A 23,993-nucleotide genomic window follows, 5' to 3' on the forward strand; every position below is an offset into this window, starting at 1 on the left:
TCAAGTGCCCTTGGTCGCCTGCTAATGCGTAAATCGCAGGCAACAAAAAACCCGCCGAAGCGGGTTTTCTTTCACTGCCATTCCAGCGTCCTGCCGGCAGCCGTCCAGGCCATGGCTAATCATCCTTGATCCCTGAAGCAATTCCTTCGCTTCAGTTGATGGGTTCAGAATACGGGGCGCCGGCTTTCAAGGCGAGAGCGAAACGCTGCGTTGTTGTGTAGGACATCGGCTATACCTGCCTGGGGCAAAAGCTGACATCAGGTACGTTGCAAGGGCGTTGAAGGCAGGTTGCGCGCATACCAGGGCCGTTCCTGTGCGCGTTCGAGGGCATCCCCCAACGTGCTGCGGGGCTCCACAGCCAGGCGAAGAGCAATCTTCATAACCTCCAGGTCATTTTCCATAGCGGTTCCCATCCAGATACCCGGCCCATCGGCGCACCCATGGCTTACAGGACCCATCCAGGGATTGTCCTGTTCCACCCATTTGCCTTGTTCGAACCAACGTACACCGCGAACCTGCACCACGTTCACTTCGCCAGGGTGGGACCGCTCATGGGCGGCGTGCCAGTCGTCGATACGGGCGTCGATCCAGCCATGGAAGCCCCAGAACAGCGGATGAACGTGAGAGGAAAAGGGATCACCGAGAAAATCGTTGCCCGCCTGGAACCAGCCCTCTGCGAAGTCCGTAGGCTGTCGCGCCATCGGCAGCGGTTGGCCATTGAGGGGTGCCCGGGCCACGCTGGCCCAGCACATGTGAAGCCAATCGTGCAGGCTCAATTCGAGTTCCGAACCGAACTGGCCCAGCGTCATATTGGCCAGGTACTCAGGGTCCCGGTAGCGAGACTCCCACACCTGAAAATTGCCGTCGTAGACATCCCGGCTTTTGATAGAGGCCATGCCCTGGCTGTAGGTTTCGTCGCCCGGCGCCAGCCAGGTGGGCGGGATGGAGCGGCCGTCCTGGTTCTCGAAATAGCGGATAAACGCGACACGGTCGGTGTCCACGGCCGGCCGCGGCAATGGAAAAAACGCCCACGGTTCAGGGGCACCTAGCTTAGCGGCTTCACTGAGCATGAAGCGGTGCATGTAGAGAAAATCCACACCCGAGCCGTTCTTGTCCTTGTAGCGGCCGCGCGAATCCCGCTCCTCGCCTCTGGGGCCCGGCTGCCAGCCCAGCCCCCGCAAGGCTTGGCGGCGGTCATCGCCGATCAGGTGCCACTTGTCCCGCACGGTATGCCAGAGCTGGTGTGCCAGGCGGTGCTGGGGCGTGATTAACCACTGCATGAAAGCGGGCTCAAGGGCGATTCGTTCACGGGCTTCAGGAAACGCCAGCTTGCGGGCGGAGAACCCCACCGTGGCGTGGCTCCCTTCACCTGATGTTTGAGCCACAGTCCCGGTCAGCAGGTCGTTGTCCGCCACGCCCACGCCGCCCCACAAGTCGGTAAGGGTGGCGGTCAAGGCATAGGCTGTTGCACGGTTGCCGGCGCTTTGATCCATCAGCCGCCAGCGCACCTGCCGGGCATTGGCACCTACCAAGTCCCCTATCACCTTGAACCGGGGAATAGCACCACTGGCCAACCGCTCATAGGTGTCCAGGTAGCCCCGTAGGCCCCGGCCGCGTTCGCCGGCATCGAGTAGCAATGTGGTGCCGTGCAAATCGCTGGTGTCGGGTGCAGTGACGCGCCATATACCACGCAGCAGATCGGCAAGGCGTTGGGTAGGTACGTCTGCCAGCTCCACGCGTGCTTCGCTAGGGGTGCCTCCTTCGGCCCACCACTTCTTGGCCCGCCGGGCACCTTCGTAACTGGCTGGCACCATCAGGCCGCTCAGTGCTGCACCTGCGAGAAGTGTGCGCCTTGACATTCGCATCGCGTGGTATCCGTTCTAAACTTTGCTAATTAAATGTTATTAATCAACAAGTTACCTATGCATGTACCATTTTTTCGGAAAAAGGGCCGGTCGATTGACATTAACAGTAACAGATTGTGTGATAGCAGTGTGGAACTATTTGGCACTTGGCCATCACTTATAGAGCGACGTCAATTTTGGCTACAAGCCTTGTATCACGGGCGTTACAGCCTATGAGCGGTGTGATGGCAAAATTATATTTCACTCAATTAGGGGTTATGGGAAAACTTCCTCTCACCGGCTTGGTCACAGCTGGCGAGGTGCCCCATGCCCCTCTCATTTTCCCGAAACGACAAACTATTGACACATCAGGATTGACAGCGAGCCCCTCCCGGCGCCCGCCGTCTAGCGATGGACCAGGAGCAGGCAATGATCTTCAACGTTAAAGATTACGGTGCAGTAGGCGACGGCGTGACAGACGACACCGCAGCCATCCAGGCGGCCGTGGACGCTGCTTCGGCTGCTGGCGGTGGCCAGGTATATGTGCCGAGCGGCACCTACATCGTGACTGGCGGTGAAGAGCCTTCAGACGGCTGCATCATGCTTAAAAGCAACGTTTACATGTCTGGCGACGGCATGGGCGCCACTACGCTCAAGCTTGCTGATGGCTGGAACCAAGCAGTTACGGGCATCGTGCGCTCGGCCTATGCTGAGGAAACCCATGATTTCGGCCTGAGCAACCTCACCATCGACGGCAACCGCGCCAACACCAGCGGCAAGATCGACGGCTGGTTCAACGGCTATGCCCCTGGCCAGGAAGGCCAGGACAGCAACGTGACCCTGGACGGCGTGGAAATCAAGGACTGTGAGGGCTATGGCTTTGACCCGCACGAGCAGACCGTGAACATGGTGATCCAGAACTGTGTCTCCCATGGCAACGGCCTGGACGGTTTCGTAGCGGATTACCTGATTGACAGTACGTTCAAGAACAACGTGGCCTACGGCAACGACCGCCATGGTTTCAACGTGGTCACCAGTACCAACAGCTTCAGCCTGGTGGACAACGTAGCCTACGGCAACGGGAGCACCGGGATCGTTGTGCAGCGTGGTAGCGAGAACATTCCGTCACCCCACGACATCACTATTACGGGTGGCGCCGTTTATGGCAACGGTGCCGAAGGCATCCTGGTCAAGATGTCTTCTGACGTGACCGTCAGTGGCGTGGACATCCATGACAACGGCAGTGCTGGTGTTCGCCTGTACGGTTCCAATGGCGTGACTGTGGTGGACAACACCCTTACGTCCAACGGCCAGACCAACCCGGTGCCTGAGATCATCATCCAGTCCTATGACGACACCACCGGGGTGTCTGGCAGCTTCTATGCTGGCAACAATAACACCATCGAAAGCAACACTATCACCGGCGGCATGGGGTCGACCTACGGCGTTGCCGAGCGTAACGAAGACGGCACCGACGGCAACGCCATCGTAGGCAACACCATCACTGGCACCACCAAGGGCAGCACCCTGGTGTACGGCGACGGCAGCTATGCGAGCGCTACGGTACCGCTGCACGAAATCGACGGCACCGCCGGCCGTGACACTTTGGACGGCACTGCCGTTGCGGACCTGATCCTGGGCGGCGCCGGTAACGACACCCTCAATGGCGCCGGTGGTAATGATGTGATCGTGGGCGGTGCTGGCAAGGACACCCTCACCGGTGGCGACGGCGCCGACACCTTCCGTTTCGATGCCATTACCGACAGCTACCATACCAGCACCACCTCCAACACCGACCTGATCACCGACTTCAATGCCAGCCAGGACAAGATCGACCTGGGCCAGTTGGGCTTCACCGGCTTGGGTAACGGTTACAACGGTACCCTGTCCGTGGTGTACAACAGCACTACCGACCGCACCTACGTGAAAAGCCTTGAGGCCGATGCCAACGGCAACCGTTTCGAGCTGGGCCTGGCCGGCAACCTGGTTGCCAGCCTCACCGCTGACAACTTTGTGTTCAAGTACGTGGTTCAGGGCACCGACAGTGCCGACACCTTGACCGGCACTGCCATGAGCGAGACGCTGTACGGCCTGGGCGGCTCGGACACCATCAACGCTGGCGCCGGCAATGACGTGATCTACGGTGGCGCAGGTGCCGACACCCTGACCGGTGGCGACGGCGCCGACACCTTTGTGTATACCGCTGTCAGCGACAGCTTCCGCAGCTATGCCACAGGCGGTACGGACCAAGGCGACCGCATCACCGACTTCAACGTGACCACTGACAAGATCGACCTGTCGGCCCTGGGCATCACGGGTATTGGTTCTGGCTACAGCGACACGATCCAAATCGTGCTCAACGATGCCGGCACCCGGACCTACATCAAGAGCCGCGACATGGATGCCAACGGCAACCGTTTCGAGCTGTCGATCCAGGGCAACCACGTCAACGACCTGACCGCGTCCAGCTTTGTGTTCGCAGCACCGTCCACCGGCACTACGGTTCAGGGCACCGATGGCAATGACGTGCTCAATGGCACGTCGGGCAATGACATCCTGATCGGCGGCGCGGGCGTGGACAAGCTGAGCGGCGGTTCGGGCGCGGATACCTTCCGCTTCGATCACCTGACCGACAGCTATCGCACCGCCAGCACCAGCGCGACCGACCTGATCCTTGACTTCAATGCAGCCGAAGACAAGATCGACGTATCGGCACTGGGCTTCACCGGCCTGGGCGATGGGCACAACGACACCTTGTCCGTGGTCTACAACGCAGCCAGCAACCGCACCTACCTCAAGGACCTGGACGCGGACGCCAGCGGCAACCGTTTCGAAGTGTCCCTGTCGGGTAACCATAGCACCGACCTGACGGCAGCCAACTTTGTGTTCGCCACCACCACGCCGGCCAGCACCGCCACCTCCAGCACAACAACGGCGGATGCGGGCACCCACACCGATGTGGTAGTGCTGGGTACCACCCCTGACACCGAGCACCACACCACCACCGCGTAACCCTGCTGGTAACCCTGCTGCCTCGTGTGGCAGGGTTACTGCACGCCGGCGCCCTTCCCCATCACCTGCGTCAGCCAGGTGCGCACGTCATCCACCTCTGTGTCACTCACACCATGGCCCATGCCCGGATAGGCATGAAAGCTGGGGTGTATGCCCGCTTTTATCAGTTGCTCATTGGCCTGTGTCGCATCACTGTAAGGCAATACGCTGTCTGCCGTTCCGTGCCCGATAAACACGGGCAGAGGCGAATGCGCTGTGGCCTTGGTGAGGTCCTGGCGGAGATCGGCATTCAACTTGCCGCTCAATGCCACAATGCCGCCAACGGCCTGCGGGTCTCGCAACGCCACTTCATAGCTCATCATGGCCCCTTGGCTGAACCCCACCAAGTACGTACGGCCAGGTGTTACGTGGTATTTGGCCTGGGCCTGGGCAATGAAGGCGCGCAGATCAGCAAGGCTACGCTTTACGTCCTCTTCGACACCCTCGTAGGGCCCATCGCCTGGCGTTTTGCTGAACCATTGGTAGCGCGCGTCACCTACGTTCAAAGGCGCACGCAACGATAGGCACGTGGCATCGGGCACCAGTTCGTCACACAACGAGAACAGGTCCTGTTCGTTCGATCCAGAACCATGCAGGAGAATGAGCAGGGGTTGAGCAGGTGGGTGTGTGCCCGGCCGGGCCAGGTAGCCCAGTGGCAAGTCCTGCTCCACCACGAGTTGCGCTTGGGCAGTGGCAGCGATGAAAGGAAACAGCAATACGGCTAACCGCTTCATGGGGTGCAGGCTCCTGCGTGCAAGGGGGAGGCAGAGGGTATCATTGCTGCCTGTCATCACCCCCGGCGAGTTGCCCTTGAGGCTTTAGCGCGGCCAATACGCCATTACACGCTGGCTGTCGGTGGCAGATAGGCCCGTTGCGTTATATAGTTCGCTGCATAACGCCATATCACCGGATACCCTATGCCTTTTGCCCGCCTGTTTCCTCTTTCGCTGTTAAGCCTTGCCAGCCTGCTGAGCGCGCCTGTTTTTGCAGACGATGTGCAAGTCGCCGTGGCCGCCAACTTCACGGCCCCGCTGCAGGCCATTGCCGCTGCCTTCGAACAGGATACAGGGCACCACGTGGTGGCCTCCCCTGGGGCCACAGGCCAGCTGTATGCGCAGATCAACAATGGCGCCCCGTACGAAGTATTCCTGTCCGCCGATGACACCACGCCGGCCAAGTTGGAAAGCGAAGGCGCAACGGTCAAGGGGTCGCGCTTTACCTATGCCATTGGCACCCTGGCCCTGTGGTCGCCCAAGGACGGTTACGTGGATGACAAGGGGGAAGTGCTCAAAGGCGACACCTACCAGCACCTGGCAATCGCCAACCCCAAGACGGCGCCCTACGGCCTGGCAGCTACCCAAGTGCTGGACCACCTGAAGCTGACGCAGGCCACACAATCGAAGCGGGTGGAGGGGCAGAACATCACCCAGACGTTCCAGTTCGTCCAGACCGGCAATGCCGAACTGGGCTTCGTGGCCCTGAGCCAGGTGTACAAGGATGGCAAGATCACCTCCGGCTCTGCCTGGCAAGTGCCACAGGCGTTGTACGACCCTATCCGCCAGGATGCGGTGGTGCTGAACAAGGGTAAAGACAATGCTGCGGCCAAGGCATTTGTCGAGTACCTGCGTGGCGCGAAGGCGGCACAGGTGATTCGCTCGTACGGCTATGCTCTCGATGCCGCCACTCATTGACCTGAGCCCCAGCGACTTGGCGGCCCTCTGGCTGACCCTGAAGCTGGCGAGCGTGACCACCCTGCTGCTGTTGCTGGTGGGTGTACCTATGGCATGGTGGCTGGCCTTCACACGTTCGCGCTGGCGCTCGGTGGCCAGCGCCGTGGTGGCCCTGCCGTTGGTGCTGCCGCCGACTGTGATGGGGTTTTACCTGCTGCTGTTGATGGGGCCTCATGGCTGGGTGGGGCAGTTCACCACGTGGTTGGGCTTGGGTACGCTGGTGTTCACCTTTGCAGGGCTGGTGGTGGGCTCTGCGCTGTATTCCCTTCCCTTTGTGGTGCAGCCCCTGCAGAACGCTTTCCAGGCCATGGGGCAGCGCCCTTTGGAAGCGGCTGCCACCCTCGGCGCCTCACCTATGGACCGGTTTTTCACCGTGGCACTGCCCTTGGCCAAGCCAGGGCTGCTGACCGCCACCGTGCTGGGCTTTGCCCACACCGTGGGTGAGTTTGGTGTGGTGCTGATGATCGGCGGCAACATTCCCGACAAGACCCGCGTGGTGTCCGTTCAGCTGTTCGACCATGTGGAGGCCATGGCGTATGCCCAGGCCCACGGCCTGGCGGCGGTAATGGTGGTGTTCTCCTTCGCGGTGCTGTGGCTGCTGTACCGCAAACGCACTGAACCTTTGGGAGGCTGCTGAATGAGCCCGCCCATCGAGCTGCGCGCCGGCCTGGTTCGGCCTGGGTTCAGCCTGGACGTGAACTTGAGCCTGCCAGGGGCAGGCGTCATCGCCATCAGTGGGCCGTCCGGCTCGGGGAAGACAACCCTGCTGCGCTGGCTGGCCGGCCTGGAACCGGCGGACACCGGGTTTATCCGGGTGAACGGTGCTACTTGGGAGGACACTGCAAGCCGCACCTGCACGCCTACGCACCGCCGCCCGATCGGTTATGTGTTTCAGGAACCCAGCCTGTTTCCCCACCTGACGGTGGCTGGCAACCTGGCCTATGGGTGGCGCCGCCTGTTGCCAAGGCAGCGCACCCTTAGCCAGGCAGCGCTGTGCCGTACGCTGGGTATCGACCACCTGCTAGCCCGGCGGCCGGACGGGTTGTCGGGGGGTGAGCGCCAACGGGTCGGCATTGCACGGGCGTTGCTGCGTGAACCCCGGCTGTTGCTAATGGATGAACCCTTGGCAGCGCTGGACACCGAGCGCAAGGCCGAAATACTGCCATACCTGGAGCGCTTGCGCGAAGACCTGGCCATTCCCGTGATCTACGTCAGCCATGCGGCAGAGGAAATCACCCGCCTCGCCGATCACCTGGTGTTGCTGGACCAAGGACGCGTGACCGCCAGCGGCCCGCTGAACGACCTGCTGACGCAACTGGACCTGCCTGTGGCCCGCGGCCTGGATGCCGGGGTGGTGATGGAGGGCCAGGTGACCGGGTACGACACGCAGTGGAAGCTGCTGCACCTGAGCGTTGGCAAAGGCGGCGTCACCCTTCGCGTTCCCCACCATGAACGCCCAGTGGGCAGCCGCCTGCGGGTGCGGGTGCTGGCACGGGATGTAAGCCTGAGCCTGGACGCCCACAGCCACAGCAGCATTCTTAACCGGTTGCCGGTGGTGGTAGGTGAACAAGCCGGCGGTGAAGGCCTGGTGGATACGATTGTAGCTTTGGACTGTAAGGGCATGCCCCTGCTGGCGCGGCTGTCGCGCTACTCGGTGGCCCACCTTGGGTTGCAGCCGGGCATGCACGTATGGGCACAGATCAAGGGTGTGGCGGTGTTGGGCTAATCCCTCTGCCAAGCCCTGTCTACCTGTCATTTCAACAGCTGTTGCCCCTACACGGGTTTCTTTAGGCTTGAGGTTCAACACGCATCGTATTGGTGCCATGTCAGCCTCTGAAGGAAGCGACCATGAGCAGACTGGAAATCAACCTTAGCCTGGACGACTTGGACGGTGATAAATCGCCTGAGGTCTTCATTAGTTTTGTGGATTACAAAGAGCGTGTGGCCACCACGCTATCTAACACGTCTTCGTGATGCCCTTGTTAGGCGGTTACGCTGCCAACCGGGCCGCTTTTACTAAGGTCGCTGGAAACGTTCTGCTTTTCTGCTAGGTTGTACGATGTCCGCTAACTTGGCGGACATCATAACAACAAGGAAAGCACTGAATGAATGCATCACGATTACTGATAGGTCTGGCGTGCTTGTACGCAGGGGCAGTGGCGGCTGCCGCACCTGAGCAGGAGGTGGCTGAGGCGGTAGACAAGCTCACCCAGGCGATGTGGCATAAGGATATTCCCCAGTTGCAAGCCTTGACGGCGGATAACCTTAGCTATGGCCACTCCAGCGGCAAGGTACAGGACAAAGCCGCGTTTATCGCCGACATCGAAACCGGGCGTAGTGGCTTCAACTGGCTCAAGATGGTCAACCAAACCGTCACCCTGTCCGGTGACACGGCGCTCGTACGCAACCACTTTTCCGCTGAAGCCGTAAATAGCGGCAAGGTGGTCCCTACGGAAATTGAAAACTTCCAGGTATGGCAAAACCAGCATGGCACATGGCTGTTGATCGGTCGCCAGGCGTTCCGGTTTTGAGTGTACCGGCAACAGCCGCAACGGTTTGCAGTTAACAGCCGGGGCGAACCATTGCCTGGGCCGGGCGCTCTGACCTAGCACTGCGGCATCTGCCGCCTTGCTGGAGCGCTTCCCATATGACTACTGCTACCCAGAGCCCGCCACACACCCTTCGGCGCGTCATCACCACCCCTTTGCTGTTACTGTTTATCTTGGGCGATGTACTGGGGGCCGGGGTATACGCCTTGGCGGGCACCATTGCCGGGCGTGTGGGCGGGGCGATCTGGGCGCCGCTGCTGATTGCCCTTTTTTTCGCCTTGCTCACGGCAGCCTCCTATGCCGAGTTGGTTACCAAATACCCTCGGGCGGGAGGCGCTGCGGTATTTGCAGAGCGAGCGTTTGGCAAGCCGTTGCTGTCCTTTCTGGTCGGGTTTTCCATGTTGGCCGCTGGGGTAACCAGTGCTGCCGGGCTGGCCAAGGCCTTTGCCGGTGATTACCTGGGCGTGTTCGTTCACTGGCCCTCCAGCTGGGCAGCGGCGGGCTTTCTGGTGATTGTGGCGCTGCTCAATGCCCAAGGCATCAAGGAGTCGCTGCGCGCCAACCTGGTGATGACCCTGGTGGAGTTGAGCGGCCTGGTGATGGTGGTAGCCGCCGCAGTCTGGTTCACAGTGGGCGGGCAGGCCGTGCCAGCCCGCTTGCTGGAAGTGGACGCCCAGGCACCTGCCGCTGCGATCCTGGGGGCCTCCCTGTTGGCCTTCTATTCGTTTGTAGGGTTCGAAACGTCTGCCAACCTGGCCGAAGAGGTGCAGGACGTACGGCGCGTGTACCCACGGGCGTTGTTCAGCGCTTTGTTGATTGCTGGGGCCATGTACCTGCTAGTAGGGGCTGGCGCCGCACTGGTACTGCCGGTAGACCAGCTCAAAGCGTCCAGCGCACCCCTAATGGATGTGATCAGCGCCTCTGGCCTAGGCATTCCTTCACACTGGTTTGCGGTCATTGCCCTGATCGCCGTGGCCAATGGCGCGCTGCTGACGATGATCATGGCCAGCCGACTGGCCTATGGCATGGCCCGCGAAGGCTTGTTGCCTGAGGTGCTCGGGCGCGTTCTGCCCAAACGGCGGACACCGGGTTGGGCCATCCTGGCGACCACCCTGGTCGCTATCGCCCTAACGTTTACTAGCACCCTGGAAATACTGGCCGAAACCGTGGTGCTGCTATTGCTGTTCGTGTTCCTGAGCACCAACGTGGCAGTACTGGTGCTCAAGCGGGACACGGTGGCCGAGGACCATTTCCGGGTGCATTGGGTATTTCCAGCCCTGGCCGTGGTGTCCTGTGTGCTGTTACTGGCTCAACAAGGGCCGGCGACCTGGCTGCGCGCCGGCGTGATGCTGGTGGTGGGCCTGGTATTGTACGGAGTGACGCGCCAGCGCCGCAGCTGAGGCTACTCTCAGGCTCAGATATCGACCCTGCCCCGCCCTGCCTTGATCGCGCTCCGCTTGGTCTTACCCTCCAGCCGCCGCACTTTCGAGGCTTTGGTGGGCCGGGTGGGCCGGCGGGCCTTTTGCACCACAACCGCCGCCAGAATCAGGTCGCGCAACCGCGCCAAGGCATCCTCGCGGTTCTGCTCCTGCGTGCGGTACTGCTGCGCCTTAATGATCACCACTCCGTCGCTGGTGATGCGGCTGTCCCTGAGCGCCATCAACCGCTCCTTATGAAAATCGGGCAGCGACGACGCCTGAATGTCAAAGCGCAAGTGGACGGCACTCGACACTTTGTTCACGTTTTGCCCGCCTGCACCCTGGGCCCGGATGGCCGTAAGCGTGATGTCGCTGTCGGGCAGTTGCACAGTGTTTGAAATGTCCAGCATGGGCGACCTTTGGCTTTCGTAAATACCCAGTACCTTGCCCCGGTTCAGGGGTCGCTACAAGCCTGTTGTCCCACCAGCTCTGCGTCCATGGGCTCAATCGCCCGTTTCGTAGCGACAGACGGTGCAACCGCTTGTCGGGGAAAATTCATGGGGTGAATAGGGATTTTCATGACCACCACCACGTGTGGGCCTTATGCCACCGGGGTTTCGCGTGAAGCAAATTCCAATATTTAAAGCGCAGTACCTTGATTTTTAAACCAATTAGCGCGCCAGTAAAGCAAAAAGCTCAAGCGACACGGTGCTTTCACTGCTATACCTCTAACGGATCCCAAATCAAAACGGGCAGTAGGTTCGGGCATCCCCCCTCTCGCAGCCAGGACACTCCGCCCCACGGTGAAGCAAAAGCAAGGAGCGCAATGGCCGTTTCGGACAACATCGTCGTCGCTGACAAATCCACCGCCCAGCTGTCCGCCCGTACCTGGGGAGACCTTGAACTGCAGCAACCAGGGGTGGTGCAAATGCCCGTAGCACCTGCCCAGGTGGCATCCGTCACACGCGTGGGGCAGAACGCGGTCGTTACCCTGAAAACCGGTGAACAGGTCACGGTCGGTAATTTCTTCCAGGCCACGGCCGAAGGCGTGCGCAGTGACATGGTGTTCCAGGGCGAGGATGGTGTGCTCTGGCAAGCCCAGTACAGCGCCGAGGCTTTCAATGGTTTCAGTTTTACTGAATTGTCGTCGGTGGACACCCTGCTGGCCGGCGCTGGCGTGGTCGGTAGCGCAACGCCGGAATGGGCTATCGCCGGCCTGGGTGCGCTAGGCGCTGGCGGCGCAGCGGCGGCCGCCAATGGTGGGCTTACCGGTGGTGGCGGTGGCGGCGGTGGTGCTGCCGCCCCTGCACCCGCCGATACCTCGGCGCCAGCGGCTCCTACCGGCCTAAGCCTGAGCAGCGACGGCCTGACTCTCACTGGTTTAGGCGAGGGCGGCGCCAGCGTGCGCGTATTCAGCGCTACAGGCAACCTGCTGGGCACGAGTACGGTAGGAGCCGACGGGCGCTTTGCCGTGGTGCTCAATACCGCCCAGCTCAATGGTGAAATTCTAGCCGTTGCGCAAACCGACGCGGCAGGTAACGTCTCCCCTTCAGCCAGCTTCACGGCCAGTGATATCACCCCTCCGGCCCTACCCGCCAACCTGGCCGTGGATGCCACAGCGGGTGTACTCAGTGGGACGGCCGAAGCTGGCGCGACCGTAAGGGTGAGAGACGCCAACGGCACGGTACTGGGCTCGGCCATTGCGGGAGCTGACGGCACCTTCAGCGTGACGCTTACCCCGGTCCCTGGTGCAGGCGTTACCCTGAGCGTCAATGCCACGGATGCTGCCGGCAACACCTCAGCCGATGCTACCGTAGGCCTTCCAGCGCTTCCGGACGGCCCTGACGTCACCGCACCTGCGGCAGCCACGGACGTTGCCATCAGTGGCGACGGCACTGTGCTCAGCGGCCGCGGAGAAGCCGGCGCCACGGCTACCCTGTATGACGCGGCGGGCAATGTGCTGATAACCGGCACCGTTGCCGCGGACGGGACCTTCGAGCTGCCCGTGGTCCCTGGCGTGATCAGTGGCCAGGTGCTCCAACTCACCCTCACCGACGCGGCAGGCAATGTGTCGCCCAACCTGCCTGTGCAGGCCCCGGACCTGAGCCAGCCTCCCGCCCCCACCGACCTGGTGATCAGCAGCGATGGCCTTACCCTGACCGGCGTTGCCCGTGGCGGTGTACGGATACTGGTGCGCAACAACTTGGGCCGGGTGATCGCGTCGGCCCGTGCCGGGCTGGACGGCACCTTTACTGCGGTGCTGGATACGGCCTATACCAATGGCGAAGCCTTTGACGTCACCGCCACAGCAGGCAACGGTAATAGCTCGATTCAGGCACTGGTGACCGCGCCTGACAGCACACCGCCCTTGGCCGTGACTGACCTAGTGGTCAGCAGCAACGGGCTTGCACTGTCTGGCCAAGGCGAAGCAGGCGCCACGGTGACGGTGGTCAATGCCACCAACGGCATACTGGCCACCGGCACCGTGGCCAGCAATGGCACCTTCGTCCTGGCCCTGACCCCGGCGGCCAGTGTGAACGCCCTGTTGACCGTGCGCCAGGCCGACGCGGCTGGCAACCTGTCTCCCGATGCCAGTGCGGTAGTGCCGGTCTCTGCACCGGCAGCTCCCACGGCCTTGGTCGTCAGCACCGATGGCATTACGGTTACAGGGACTGCGACGGCAGGCGCTACGGTGGACGTACGTGCCGGTGACGGGAGCTTGCTGGGATCAGCTACGGTTACCGCTGACGGCACCTTTAGCGTTGTGCTGGCCACGGCTCAGCAGAACGGCCAGTTGCTGGATATCACCGTGGTCGATGGCTCGACAGGCGTATCGGTGACCGCGCTGGTCACAGCGCCCGACCTCACCCCGCCGGGCGTTGCCACCGACGTGGCGATCAACCCCAATGGCGCCTTGCTCAGTGGCCGTGGGGAAGTGGGCGCCACGGTGACCGTGCGCGATGCGAGCGGCGCACTACTGGGGACTGCGACCGTAAACGCGGTGGGCAGCTTTGCCGTACCGCTCAACCCGGTGCAGCTCAATGGCCAGGGCCTGCAAGTCAGCCTCAGCGACGCCACCGGCAATGGCTCTGCCGCCGCAGCCATAACGGCGCCAGACCTTAACGGCCCACTGCTGCCCGAGGCCCTCACCCTGGACCTGAGCGGCACCGTGCTCAGCGGCCGTGGTGAGGTGGCGGCGACGGTCAGCGTGCGGGCCGCAGACGGTACGCTGCTGGGCACCGCTGTGGTGGGGGCCGATGGACGCTTCGAGGTCAACCTGCCAGCTGCGCAACTGAACGGCCAAGCCTTGCAGGTCAGCGCGGTAGACGCGGCAGGCAATGCTTCGGCTGCCGTGCCCTTCACCGCTGCAGACCTGCAACCACCGGCTCCGGTGACCAATGTACTGATCGACTCGCTGGGGCTGACCGTTACGGGCAACGGCGAGCCCGGCGCCACGGTACGTGTACTCGACGCCACCTCCACTACCATTGGGACCGCCACCGTGGGTGCCGATGGTACGTTCAGTGTGCCCTTGGCTACCCCTCAGTTGAGTGCTCAGAGCCTGTGGCTACTGGCCACGGACACCGCTGGCAACATCAGTACCGCCCTCACCGTGACAGCACCGGACCAGACACCCCCTGCCGACCTGGCCGACCTTACCCTGTCAGCCAACGGCCGGTTGCTGAGCGGCACCGGCGAGCCGGGTGCAACGGTGACGGCCGCCAATGGAGCCGGCGCAGTCGTGGGCACCGGCACCGTGGGCAGCAATGGCCGCTTCGAGCTCACGCTCACAACAGCTCAGGTGAATGGGGAAACCCTGCAAGTGGTGCAAGCAGACGCGGCGGGCAATACGTCCCAGCCTGGCGCTGTGCAGGCGCCAGACATTCTGGCCCCTGCAGCGCCTACCGCGCTCAGCTTCGCAGCGAACGGCAGCAGCCTGAGCGGCCAGAGCGAGGCCTTCGCCAACGTGCGCCTGCGCAGCCTGGACGGCACCGTGCTAAGCACCACCACCGCCGGCGCCGATGGCAGTTTTACCCTGGCTCTCTCCCAACCCCAGTTCAATGGCCAGGCCCTGCAAGTGGACGCAGAGGATGCTGCCGGTAATCGGTCAACGCTGCTAAGCCTGACAGCCCCGGATGGGACAGCGCCTGCACGCGTAGACGACCTGCAGCTCAGTGGCAACGGCGCGGTGCTGACCGGCACGGGTGAAGTGGGTGCCAACGTGACTGTCCGGGACAGCGCAGGGGCTGTACTGGGCACGGCCCAAGTGGACACCACCGGGCATTTCAGTGCCCCGCTCACCCCGCCTCAGTTGAACGGCCAGGCGCTGACCGTGGAACAGGCCGACGCCAGTGGCAATACCTCGGCAACACAGCCACTCACCGCAGCCGACCTTACGGCACCACTGGCCCCCACAGGCCTGACCGTGGACGTGACCGGGCAGGTCCTACGTGGCACGGCCGAAGCGGCCAGTTCACTGGAAATCCAGGACGCGAGCGGCACCGTGCTGGGCACGGCGACGGCGGCAGCCGATGGCACCTTCGTGTTCAACCTGCCTGCCCCGTTGCTCAATGGCCAGGCTTTGCAAGTGATCGCGACCGACCTGGCCGGCAACCGTTCACAGCCCAGTGGTACCACGGCACCGGACACCACACCGCCCGCAACCGTCAACACCCTGGCTATCAGCCCCGATGGCAGCACCTTGTCCGGCACGGCCGAAGCCGGTGCCACCGTCACAGTGTCCACCGCCGCTAACGCCGTGCTAGGCACGGCAACCGTAGGCCCGGATGGGGTGTTCAACCTGACCCTCGTACCCGCCGCCGTCAGCACCGATGTGCTAAGCGTGGTGGCCACCGACGTACTGGGCAACGCGTCCGCTCCTGCCACCCTCAATGGCCCCAACGGGACCGAAGTACCCACACCTGGCAACCTGGCGCTGACGGGGGACGGCTTTACCGTTACGGGCACCGGGGCGCCTGGCACTACCGTGTCGGTCGTCGACAACGCCGGCAGCAGCCTGGGGACGGCCCTTGTCGGCAGCGATGGGAGTTTCCGCGTGCTGATGCGCGCCGCCCAGCTCAATGGCCAGTTGTTGCATGTGAGCGCGACCGACGCCAGCGGCACTACCTCGGTGGCCACAACCCTCACCGCCGCCGATGTCGCGGCACCCGACGCACCTTCGGCCATCGCCAGTGCCAGTAGCGGCACGCTGGTGACCGGGCGCGGTGAAGTGGGCGCTACGGTGACAGTACGCGATGCGGCCAATACCATACTGGGCACGGCGCTGGTGGCCAGCAACGGCGCCTTTGCCGTCACGGTGGTGCCGGCCCAGCTCAACGGGCAAGTGCTGACCGTGGTGCAAACAGACGGGGCCGGTAACACATCCCAGGCCAGCACCTTGGTCACCCCCGACCTGCAAGGCCCTACGGCTCCCACGGGGCTGGCAGTCAATACCTTCGGCACGGTGGTCAGCGGGCTGGGCGAGGCCGGGGCCCTGGCCAGCGTGCGGGACGCTGCAGGCACAGTGCTGGCCTCCGGCACGGTGAACCAGAGCGGTGTGTTCCAGATCACCCTGCCCCTGGCCCAGAACACCGGTGCGGCGTTGAGCGTGGAACTTACCGACGCCAGCGGCAATACCTCACCCGCCGCCGCCGTGGGTACACCCGACAACACTGCCCCCACCGCTGTAAGCGGGCTGTCTATCGCAGCGGATGGTACGGCCTTGTCCGGTTTGGGCGAGCCCGGTGCGGTGGTGCGGGTGCAGACGGTCAACGGCACGCTGCTGGGCACTGGCACGGTCGATGCCAACGGCGGCTTCAACCTGAGCCTTACGCCACCCCCTATCAATGGCGAAACCTTGGACATCATTCAGACCGATGCCAGCGGCAACGCCTCGGTCGCGACCAACTTCGCCGCCCCTGACATCAGCCCACCCGCGGCCCTTAGTGGCGTGGTGCTCAATGCCGACGGCCTGACCCTGACCGGGCACGGTGAGCCCGGCGCTACCGTCTTTGTGCGCGATGTGAGCGGCACCGTACTGGGGTCGGGCCTGGTGGCCGCCACAGGCGCGTTCAGCCTTGCCTTAGGCAGCCCTCAGCTCAACGCCCAGGCGCTGACCGTGAACCAGGAAGACCCACCCGGTAACGAAGGGCCGGCTGTCAGCCTGATCGCGCCAGACACCACGCCACCCGACAGCCCAGTGGCCCTGGCGCTCACTCCCAACGGCCTGCAGCTCAGCGGCCTTGCCGAAGCCGGGGCGCAAGTCACCGTGTTCGATGGTCAAGGCACGGCCCTGGGCGTGGGCACAGCTGCTCCCAATGGCCTGTTCGCCATTGCACTGAGCGCGCCCCAGCTCAACGGGCAAACCTTGTCGGTCATTGCCGCCGACCGGGCGGGTAACCTATCGCCGGTGGCGACGCTGGTAGCCACTGACATTACGCCGCCCTTGCCTGTGAGCAGCCTGGCCGTGTCGGCCGACGGGCTTACGTTGACCGGGCTGGGTGAAGCCGGCTCGCAGGTCACGGCGACCGCCGCGGATGGCGCGGTGTTGGGCACCGGCACGGTGAATGCCGATGGCCGCTTCAGCCTGGCACTGGCCCCGGCGGTTGCAGGCGGTGACAACCTGGTGGTTGTCGCTACCGATGGGGTGGGGAACGCCGCACCGGCCGCTGTCGTGATTGCACCGGGGCAACTGGCACCTAGCATCGCCAGTAACCTCCTGCTTACCGCCGATGGCCTGAATGTCAACGGCACGGCCGACGCGGGCAGCCTGGTCAGGGTCTACAGCGCCACAGGCCAATTGCTGGGCACGGCACTGGCAGGCAGTGATGGCACCTTCAGCGCACCGCTCACCGCCGCTCAGCTGAACGGCGAGGCGTTATCGGTCATCGCCACGTCTACGGATGGCATCAACGCGGAGCCTGCGGCCCTGGTGGCGCCGGACGTGACACCGCCCGCACAGGTCACCACCTTCAACCTGGCCCGGGACGGCGTTAGCCTGATTGGCTTTGGTGAACCCGGCGCCACTGTGAGAGTACTGGCCCAAGGCGGGTTGACTCTGGGTACGGCCACCGTCAACAGCGACGGCACCTTCGCTTTGACCCTGGCGCCACCCCAAGTGGCCGGGCAAACCCTGTCACTGAGCCAGACCGACGGGGCCGGCAATGAGTCTGTGTCCACGGCCGTGCTGGCCCCAGACCTGACCGCCCCTGACGCCGCCAGCGGCCTGGCCTTGAGCGGCGATGGCCTGTTGCTGTCCGGCAGTGGGGAGGCCGGTGCTCAGGTGAGCGTCGTGGACGCTACCGGTGCGCAAATCGGCAGCGGTACCGTACGCCTGGACGGCACGTTCCAACTGACACTCACCTCGCCCCAAGCCAACGGCCAGCTGTTGTCCGTCACGCTGACCGATGCCGGTGGCAATGCCTCGCTGCCAGCGACCGTACTGGCCGCAGACACCACAGCCCCGGACGCTGTCACCGCCCTGAACATCGGCGCGGACGGCGCCAGCATCACCGGGCGCGGCGAGGCCGGTGCCAGGGTCATCGTCAGCGACGCCGATGGCATGGTGCTGGGCACTGCGGTGGTAGGCAGCACGGGCGCCTTCAGCCTGGTGTTGGGCACCCCCCTGCTTAATGCCCAGGTGCTAACCTTTACCCAGGCCGATGCCGTGGGCAATGTGTCTGCACCGGCCACTTTGACGGCCGTGGACCTTACCGCGCCGGACGTATTGGCCAATGTGGTGATCAATGCTGCCGGCGCCGTAGTCAGTGGCAATGGCGAAGCCGGCGCGACGGTGACCGTGCGCGACGCGGCAGGTACGCTGCTGGGCAGCACGGTAGTGCTGGCCAACGGCAGCTTCAGCGTGGGGCTTAACCCGCCTCAGGTGAATTTCGAACGGCTGACGGTGCAACAGGCGGACCCACCTGGGAACATCAGCCAGCCTGTGCAGATCGATGCGCCGGACTTGACCCCACCGGGCCTGGCCACCGGCCTGGTGCTCAATACCCTTGGTGACCTGCTGACTGGCGTCGGCGAACCCTCAGCGCGCGTGCGCGTCACCCTGGCCGACGGCACACTGCTGGGCGAAGGGGATGTGAGCAGCACTGGCCTGTTCTCAGTCACCCTGTCGACCCCTGCCTTGAATGGCGAAACGCTGCAGGTGCGCCTGGCTGATGGCCAAGGCAACCTGTCGCCCGTTGCCGCGCTCACTGCACCGGATATCACGCCCCCTGCCGCAGTGGCCGGCTTGGCTCTGGACGCGGCCGGGTCCGTGCTCAGCGGCACGGGTGAAGCAGGCACGTCGCTGGTGGTCACCAATGCCAATGGCGATACCCTGGCGCTGGGCACGGTAGCCCGCGATGGCACCTTTGCCCTGGCCCTGGTGACACCGCAGCTCAATGGGCAAGTGCTGACCGTGATCGCCCAGGATGCCACCGGCAACCCCTCTGTGGCGACCCGCCTGACCGCGCTTGACCTCACACCGCCCGCTGCCCCCGTTGTAACAACCTTGAGTGCGGACGGCCTGACCCTGGCCGGCACCGGTGAGGCCAACGCCGCGCTGGTGGTCACCTCGGCGAGCGGCACGGTGCTCGGCACCACCACTGTGAACGCAGACGGCACCTGGACGGCCGCCTTGAGTAACGCCCAGCTCAACGGACAAGTGCTCACAGTTGTGCAAACCGATGCCAGTGGCAATGCGTCCATTGGCCTGTTGTACCAGGCGGCGGATGTCACCGCCGCGCCCGTCAGCAACCTGGTGCTCAGCGCGGATGGCCTGGTGCTCACCGGCACCGCCGAAGCGGGCGCCTCGGTGAGCGTAACCGGCCCCACCGGCCTGGCTTTGGGCACCGCCGCAGCTGGCCCGGACGGGCAGTTCACCCTGGCGCTCAACAGCGCCCAGGTAAACGGCCAGACCCTTAGCGTGATTCAGGTCGACCTTGCCGGTAACACCTCATTGGCAGCCCCGGTCACCGCAGCGGACATCACAGGGCCCGCCCTGCCCATAGTGGTTCGGCTGGAAAACAGCGGCGCTCAGCTGATTGGGACCGCCGAAGCAGGGGGCCGGGTTGAGGTACGGGCGGCCGATGGCACACTGCTGGGCAGCGGCCCCGTGGACGCGAGCGGTGCCTTCAGCATCGCCTTGAACCCGGCCCAGGCCAATGGCGAGACCCTCAGCCTGGTGGCTCAGGATGCCACAGGTAACGCCTCGGCCTCCCTGGCTTACACGGTGGCTGACATCACAGCGCCAGGCGCCGTGACGGCTTTGGCCATCAGCAACGATTACACCCTCCTGGGCGGGCGCGGTGAGCCAGGGGCGCTGGTAACCGTGACCCGTGGCGGGCAGGTACTGGGCAGCGCCACGGTTGATGCCAGTGGTGCCTTTGTGGTGAGCTTGCCGGGCACCCTCGCTGCCAGCGATACCCTGAGCGTGACCCAAACTGACGCCGCAGGTAACCTGTCTGCGGCCGAAACGTTCTCCGTGCCTACCGTACCACCGCCTCCACCTCCTACCGCGCTGGCACTCACCGCTGATGGCCTGACCTTGACGGGTAATGCCACAGCCGGCAGCCAGGTGCGGGCCTACAGCAGCGCAGGGGCCGTGCTGGGCAGCACCACGGCAGCGTCCGATGGCAGCTTCAGCCTGACGTTGAACACCCCACAAACCAACGGCCAAGTCCTGGAGGTGACCGCCACCACCTCAGCCGGTGGCCAGTCTCTACCTACACCACTGACGGCGGCCGACACCTCCCCACCGGCGGCCTTAACCGATGTGGTGATCAACGGCACCGGCACGCTGGTAACCGCACGTGGCGAAGCCGGCGCAACGGTGACAGTGCGTGGTGCAGATAACACCGTGTTGGGCTCCGGGCTGGTGGATGCCACTGGTGTGGTGAGCGTAGTGCTAAGCCCGGCGCAGGCCAACGGCCAGGCCCTGACTGCTACCCAGGCCGATACAGCCCTTAATACCTCGCCAACGGTGGGCATCACTGCGCCGGATATCACGCCGCCCGCCGCCCCGGCATCACTGGCGCTTAACGGCACAGGGCAGGTGCTTACCGGTACGGGTGAGGCCGGGGCCACGGCCACTGTGCTCTCCAGCGGCGGTACTGTACTAGGGACCGCGCTGGTGGCAGGCAACGGCACGTTCAGCGTCACCCTCAGCGCCGTGCAGCTGAACGGCCAGGCCTTGGGCGTGACCCTTACGGATGCGGCTGGAAACGTGTCCGCCGCTACGCCACTGGGGGCTGTTGACACCACTCCACCGGCACCACTCATCAACCTGCTGTTGAGCAGCAGCGGCCAGCAGGTCACGGGCACCGGCGAAGCCGGGGCCACCGTGAGTGTGACCAGTGCCACAGGCGTTGTATTGGGCACAGCGGTCGTGGGCGCCACGGGTGCCTTTGTGGTCCAACTGAGCACCGCCCAACTCAACGGCCAGATACTGACCGTGCGCCAGGCAGACTCGGCGGGCAATAGCACCAGCGCTGCCCTCACCGCCTCGGATGTCACGCCGCCACTGGCGCCTGCTGCCCTGGCCGTGGCAGGAGATGGCAGTGCCGTGACCGGTAGCGGTGAGGCCGGCGCCACAGCCGGCGTCTACGGTGCCACAGGCACCTTGCTGGGCAGCGCGACGGTGGGCAGCAACGGGCTGTTCTCGGTCACACTCAACCCGCCCCAAGCCGACGGTCAGGCGCTGACCGTGCGCCTCACTGATGCCGCTGGCAACGTGTCCTCTCAAGTGGCGCTTACCGCGCCCGACATCACGCCACCGGGCGCGCCGGCTACCGGCGTGGTAGGCGCTGCCGGCACGGTGGTTACAGGCACCGGTGTGGCCGGTGCCCGTGTGTTCGTGCGCAACGCATTAGGCGTATTGCTGGGCAGCGCCACGGTCGCTGCCAATGGCACCTACTCCGTGGCGCTTACCCCCGCCCAGATAAACAGCCAGGCCCTGAGCATCACCCAGGCCGATGCGGCGGGTAACCTGTCTACGGCCATCACCGCCACCGCGCCGGACCTTACGCCACCGGCCGCGGCCGCCGCACTGGTGGTAGCGGCAGACGGCACCAGCGTGAGCGGTACGGGTGAGGCAGGTACCACCGTAACCTTGCGCAGTGCAGCAGGGGTAACCCTCGGCACGGCGACGGTAGCGGCCAATGGCACCTTTACCGTGACCTTGAGCAGTGCGCAGATCAATGGCGAAGTGCTGAGCGTGACCCTACGCGACAGCAACGGTAACTTGTCTGCCACCAGCACAGTGACTGCGCCGGATGTGGACGTGGACCGCCCGGTGGTCGCTACCGACAACCTCACCACGGCCACCGTCAACTTGGCGCAGGCCGTGACTACCCGCAGTTACGCGGACAGCTTCAGCACGGCGTTGGCTGGGTTCAACAAGGTCTATGCCTTTACCGTTGACGCCGGCACTACGGCCGACCCGTTGCTTACCCTGGCCACGGGCAGCGCCGTAGCCCTGTACAATGGAGCCACCTATACGCTGCAGGTGCAGGACGCTGCCGGCAACTGGGTGAGCCTGGGCACGGCCAATAGCGGCGCCTTGCTGAACGTGCAGGTGATTGCCGGGCAAGCGGTGCTGGTGGACATCGGCAAGTTGCTGAGCGGCAACTACCGTGTGGTCGTCGCCAGCGGAGGCATCGGTGTACTGTCCAATGTGGCCAGCACCCTTCAGCTGGACGTCACCGCACTGAACCAGTTCGTGGGAACAGCCGGCGCGGTGCTCAATGGCAACGTGGTGACGGACGTGGGCACCAACGGCAGCGCCGATGTGACCGGGCCGGACAACGGCGCCGTGGTGCAGGTGCTGCGCAATGGCGCGTTCGTGAGCGCGTTGACCGGCACCACCGTACAAGGCACTTACGGCACCCTGACCATTGACGGCCAGGGCAACTACCGCTACACCGCCAACGGCAGCGCCAACAGCGTCGGCAAGGTGGATGTGTTCACCTACCAGTTGGTGCACCCCAATGGCCTGAGCAGCACCGCCAACCTGTATGTGCGTATCGACAGCCCACAGGCCACAGAGGTGTGGAACAGCGGCAACCTGGCCGCGCCCGCCACCGTGGTGGATGCCACCTTCGATGTGGCCAGCACGGCCATCAGCCTTACCAACCGGGTGACTACCAACACGTCCGCATTGGGCACGGTAAACGTACTGTTGGGCGGCGGCAGTGGCGCCTTTGCCTTCAGCGTGGCGGCCAATACCGTCAGCGACCTGACCGTCTCGCTCACCTCCTCCAGCTTGCTGTCGCTGCTGGGGTCGCTCACGCTCGGGCTGTACAAGCTCAACACCGCCAATGGGCAATACGTGCTGGTACGTAGCTGGGGTGGCAGCGCGCTGGTCAGCCTGGGCGGCGGCGCCTACGGCGTGGTAGTGGACGACCAGACCCAGGGCACCTACCAGGTGCGGCTGTCCACGGGTGGGGTGGGCGTAGCGACCTCCATCAACGTGGGCTTGACCAACGTGGCCACCTATACCAACCAGTTTGTGGTGGGCAGTTACACACCGGTGGCAGGCAACCTGCTTACCGACACGGCCGGGGGTGGCGTGGATGTGCTGGGTTCCCCCTACACGCTCCTCAGCGTGCTGGCCGCTGGCAACTTTGTAGTGCCGGGCTACAACGGCACCTCTATCACGGGGACGTATGGCACCTTGTTGGTCAAGGCCGATGGCAGCTACACCTACACCCTGGCCCCTGGGCAGACGGACGCTGTGGTCGGCCGTCAGGACGTGTTCACCTACGAGCTGACACACCCCAACGGTACGGTCGATACCGCCACCCTCACTGTTAACCTCAACCCCGCCGGCGCGGCCATCAGTGCGGCGATGCTTATGGCCGATACCGTGACGGCACCGGTGGACGGTACCACCCTGCTGGTAAACAGCAGCCACGGCGACACGCTGCACGGCTCCAGTGGCAACGACACCCTGGACGGCTCACACGGTGGCGCGCTGACCCTGCTCGGCGGCGCTGGCAATGACACGTTGATCATCGTGGACCAACAGTTCAACGCTGTGGATGGCGGCCCCGGCACCGACACATTGATGTGGGCGGGCGGCGCGGCCAACATTGACTTGGGCAACCTGGCAGCACGGGTACACAACATCGAGGTGATCGACCTCAATACTACGGCGCCGGTAAACCTCACCCTCAGCTTGGCCGACCTGGTGAGCGTGGTGTCCAGCGACACTCAAACCCTGTTGATCAAGGGCACGGCACAAGACAGCGTGCACATTACCGGCCACTGGGGTGCCGAAGGCGCGCACCAGGCGGCGGGCATCGAGTACATCCAGTACACCCCTCAAGAGGACCCCAGCCATCACTTGTGGGTACAGAGCGGTATCCAGATCGTTTGACACGGACAGCGGCGCCAGTGCGCAACCAC

Annotated in this window: 10 protein-coding genes and 1 pseudogene; 8 read left to right on the forward strand and 3 right to left on the reverse strand. The window is 63.9% G+C overall.

The genetic code is table 11. The features are described from left to right. Positions 1-257: 257 nt before the first annotated feature. Entirely contained in the window at positions 258-1,865 is a 1,608-nt protein-coding gene (gene pvdP, locus ACSAMW_RS03710; protein ID WP_500592724.1) for a pyoverdine maturation tyrosinase PvdP, read from the reverse strand. A 408-nt stretch (positions 1,866-2,273) separates the two neighbouring features. Here pvdP and ACSAMW_RS03715 point away from each other — a divergent pair. Continuing rightward, positions 2,274-4,733, forward strand: a pseudogene (locus ACSAMW_RS03715) (glycosyl hydrolase family 28-related protein); the annotation flags it as partial. Between the two features lie 158 nt (positions 4,734-4,891). On the opposite strand, the gene ACSAMW_RS03720 reads toward ACSAMW_RS03715, so the two are convergent. Continuing rightward, the gene (locus ACSAMW_RS03720; protein WP_500592725.1) at positions 4,892-5,629 is read right to left on the reverse strand and encodes an alpha/beta hydrolase; all 738 of its coding nucleotides are present in this window, start codon (positions 5,627-5,629) and stop codon (positions 4,892-4,894) included. Between the two features lie 183 nt (positions 5,630-5,812). Between ACSAMW_RS03720 and modA the strand changes: the two genes are divergently transcribed. The 6 genes from modA (at position 5,813) to ACSAMW_RS03750 (ending at position 10,574) form a co-directional block, all read left to right on the forward strand. After that, positions 5,813-6,586, forward strand: a complete 774-nt coding sequence (gene modA, locus ACSAMW_RS03725; protein WP_500592726.1) for a molybdate ABC transporter substrate-binding protein — start codon at positions 5,813-5,815, stop codon at positions 6,584-6,586. Continuing rightward, positions 6,582-7,262: a molybdate ABC transporter permease subunit gene (modB, locus tag ACSAMW_RS03730; RefSeq protein ID WP_500593967.1), complete on the forward strand. Its 681-nt coding sequence runs from the start codon at positions 6,582-6,584 to the stop codon at positions 7,260-7,262. The genes modA and modB overlap by 5 nt, the downstream gene beginning before the upstream one ends. Next, the gene (gene modC, locus ACSAMW_RS03735; RefSeq protein ID WP_500592727.1) at positions 7,263-8,351 is read left to right on the forward strand and encodes a molybdenum ABC transporter ATP-binding protein; all 1,089 of its coding nucleotides are present in this window, start codon (positions 7,263-7,265) and stop codon (positions 8,349-8,351) included. Positions 8,352-8,473: 122 nt separating this feature from the next. Beyond that, entirely contained in the window at positions 8,474-8,599 is a 126-nt protein-coding gene (locus tag ACSAMW_RS03740) for a hypothetical protein (RefSeq protein WP_500592728.1), read from the forward strand. A gap of 131 nt (positions 8,600-8,730) precedes the next feature. Continuing rightward, positions 8,731-9,156: a nuclear transport factor 2 family protein gene (locus ACSAMW_RS03745; RefSeq protein ID WP_500592729.1), complete on the forward strand. Its 426-nt coding sequence runs from the start codon at positions 8,731-8,733 to the stop codon at positions 9,154-9,156. 116 nt (positions 9,157-9,272) lie between these two features. Beyond that, the gene (locus ACSAMW_RS03750; RefSeq protein WP_500592730.1) at positions 9,273-10,574 is read left to right on the forward strand and encodes an APC family permease; all 1,302 of its coding nucleotides are present in this window, start codon (positions 9,273-9,275) and stop codon (positions 10,572-10,574) included. Between the two features lie 14 nt (positions 10,575-10,588). On the opposite strand, the gene arfB is transcribed toward ACSAMW_RS03750, so the two are convergent. Next, entirely contained in the window at positions 10,589-11,002 is a 414-nt protein-coding gene (gene arfB, locus ACSAMW_RS03755) for an alternative ribosome rescue aminoacyl-tRNA hydrolase ArfB (RefSeq protein ID WP_500592731.1), read from the reverse strand. Between the two features lie 416 nt (positions 11,003-11,418). Between arfB and ACSAMW_RS03760 the strand changes: the two genes are divergently transcribed. Next, positions 11,419-23,964, forward strand: coding sequence for a BapA/Bap/LapF family large adhesin (locus tag ACSAMW_RS03760; RefSeq protein ID WP_500592732.1), 12,546 nt, complete (start codon positions 11,419-11,421; stop codon positions 23,962-23,964). Positions 23,965-23,993: the final 29 nt, after the last annotated feature.

The sequence above is a fragment of the Pseudomonas sp. AB39(2026) genome, assembly GCF_059831485.1.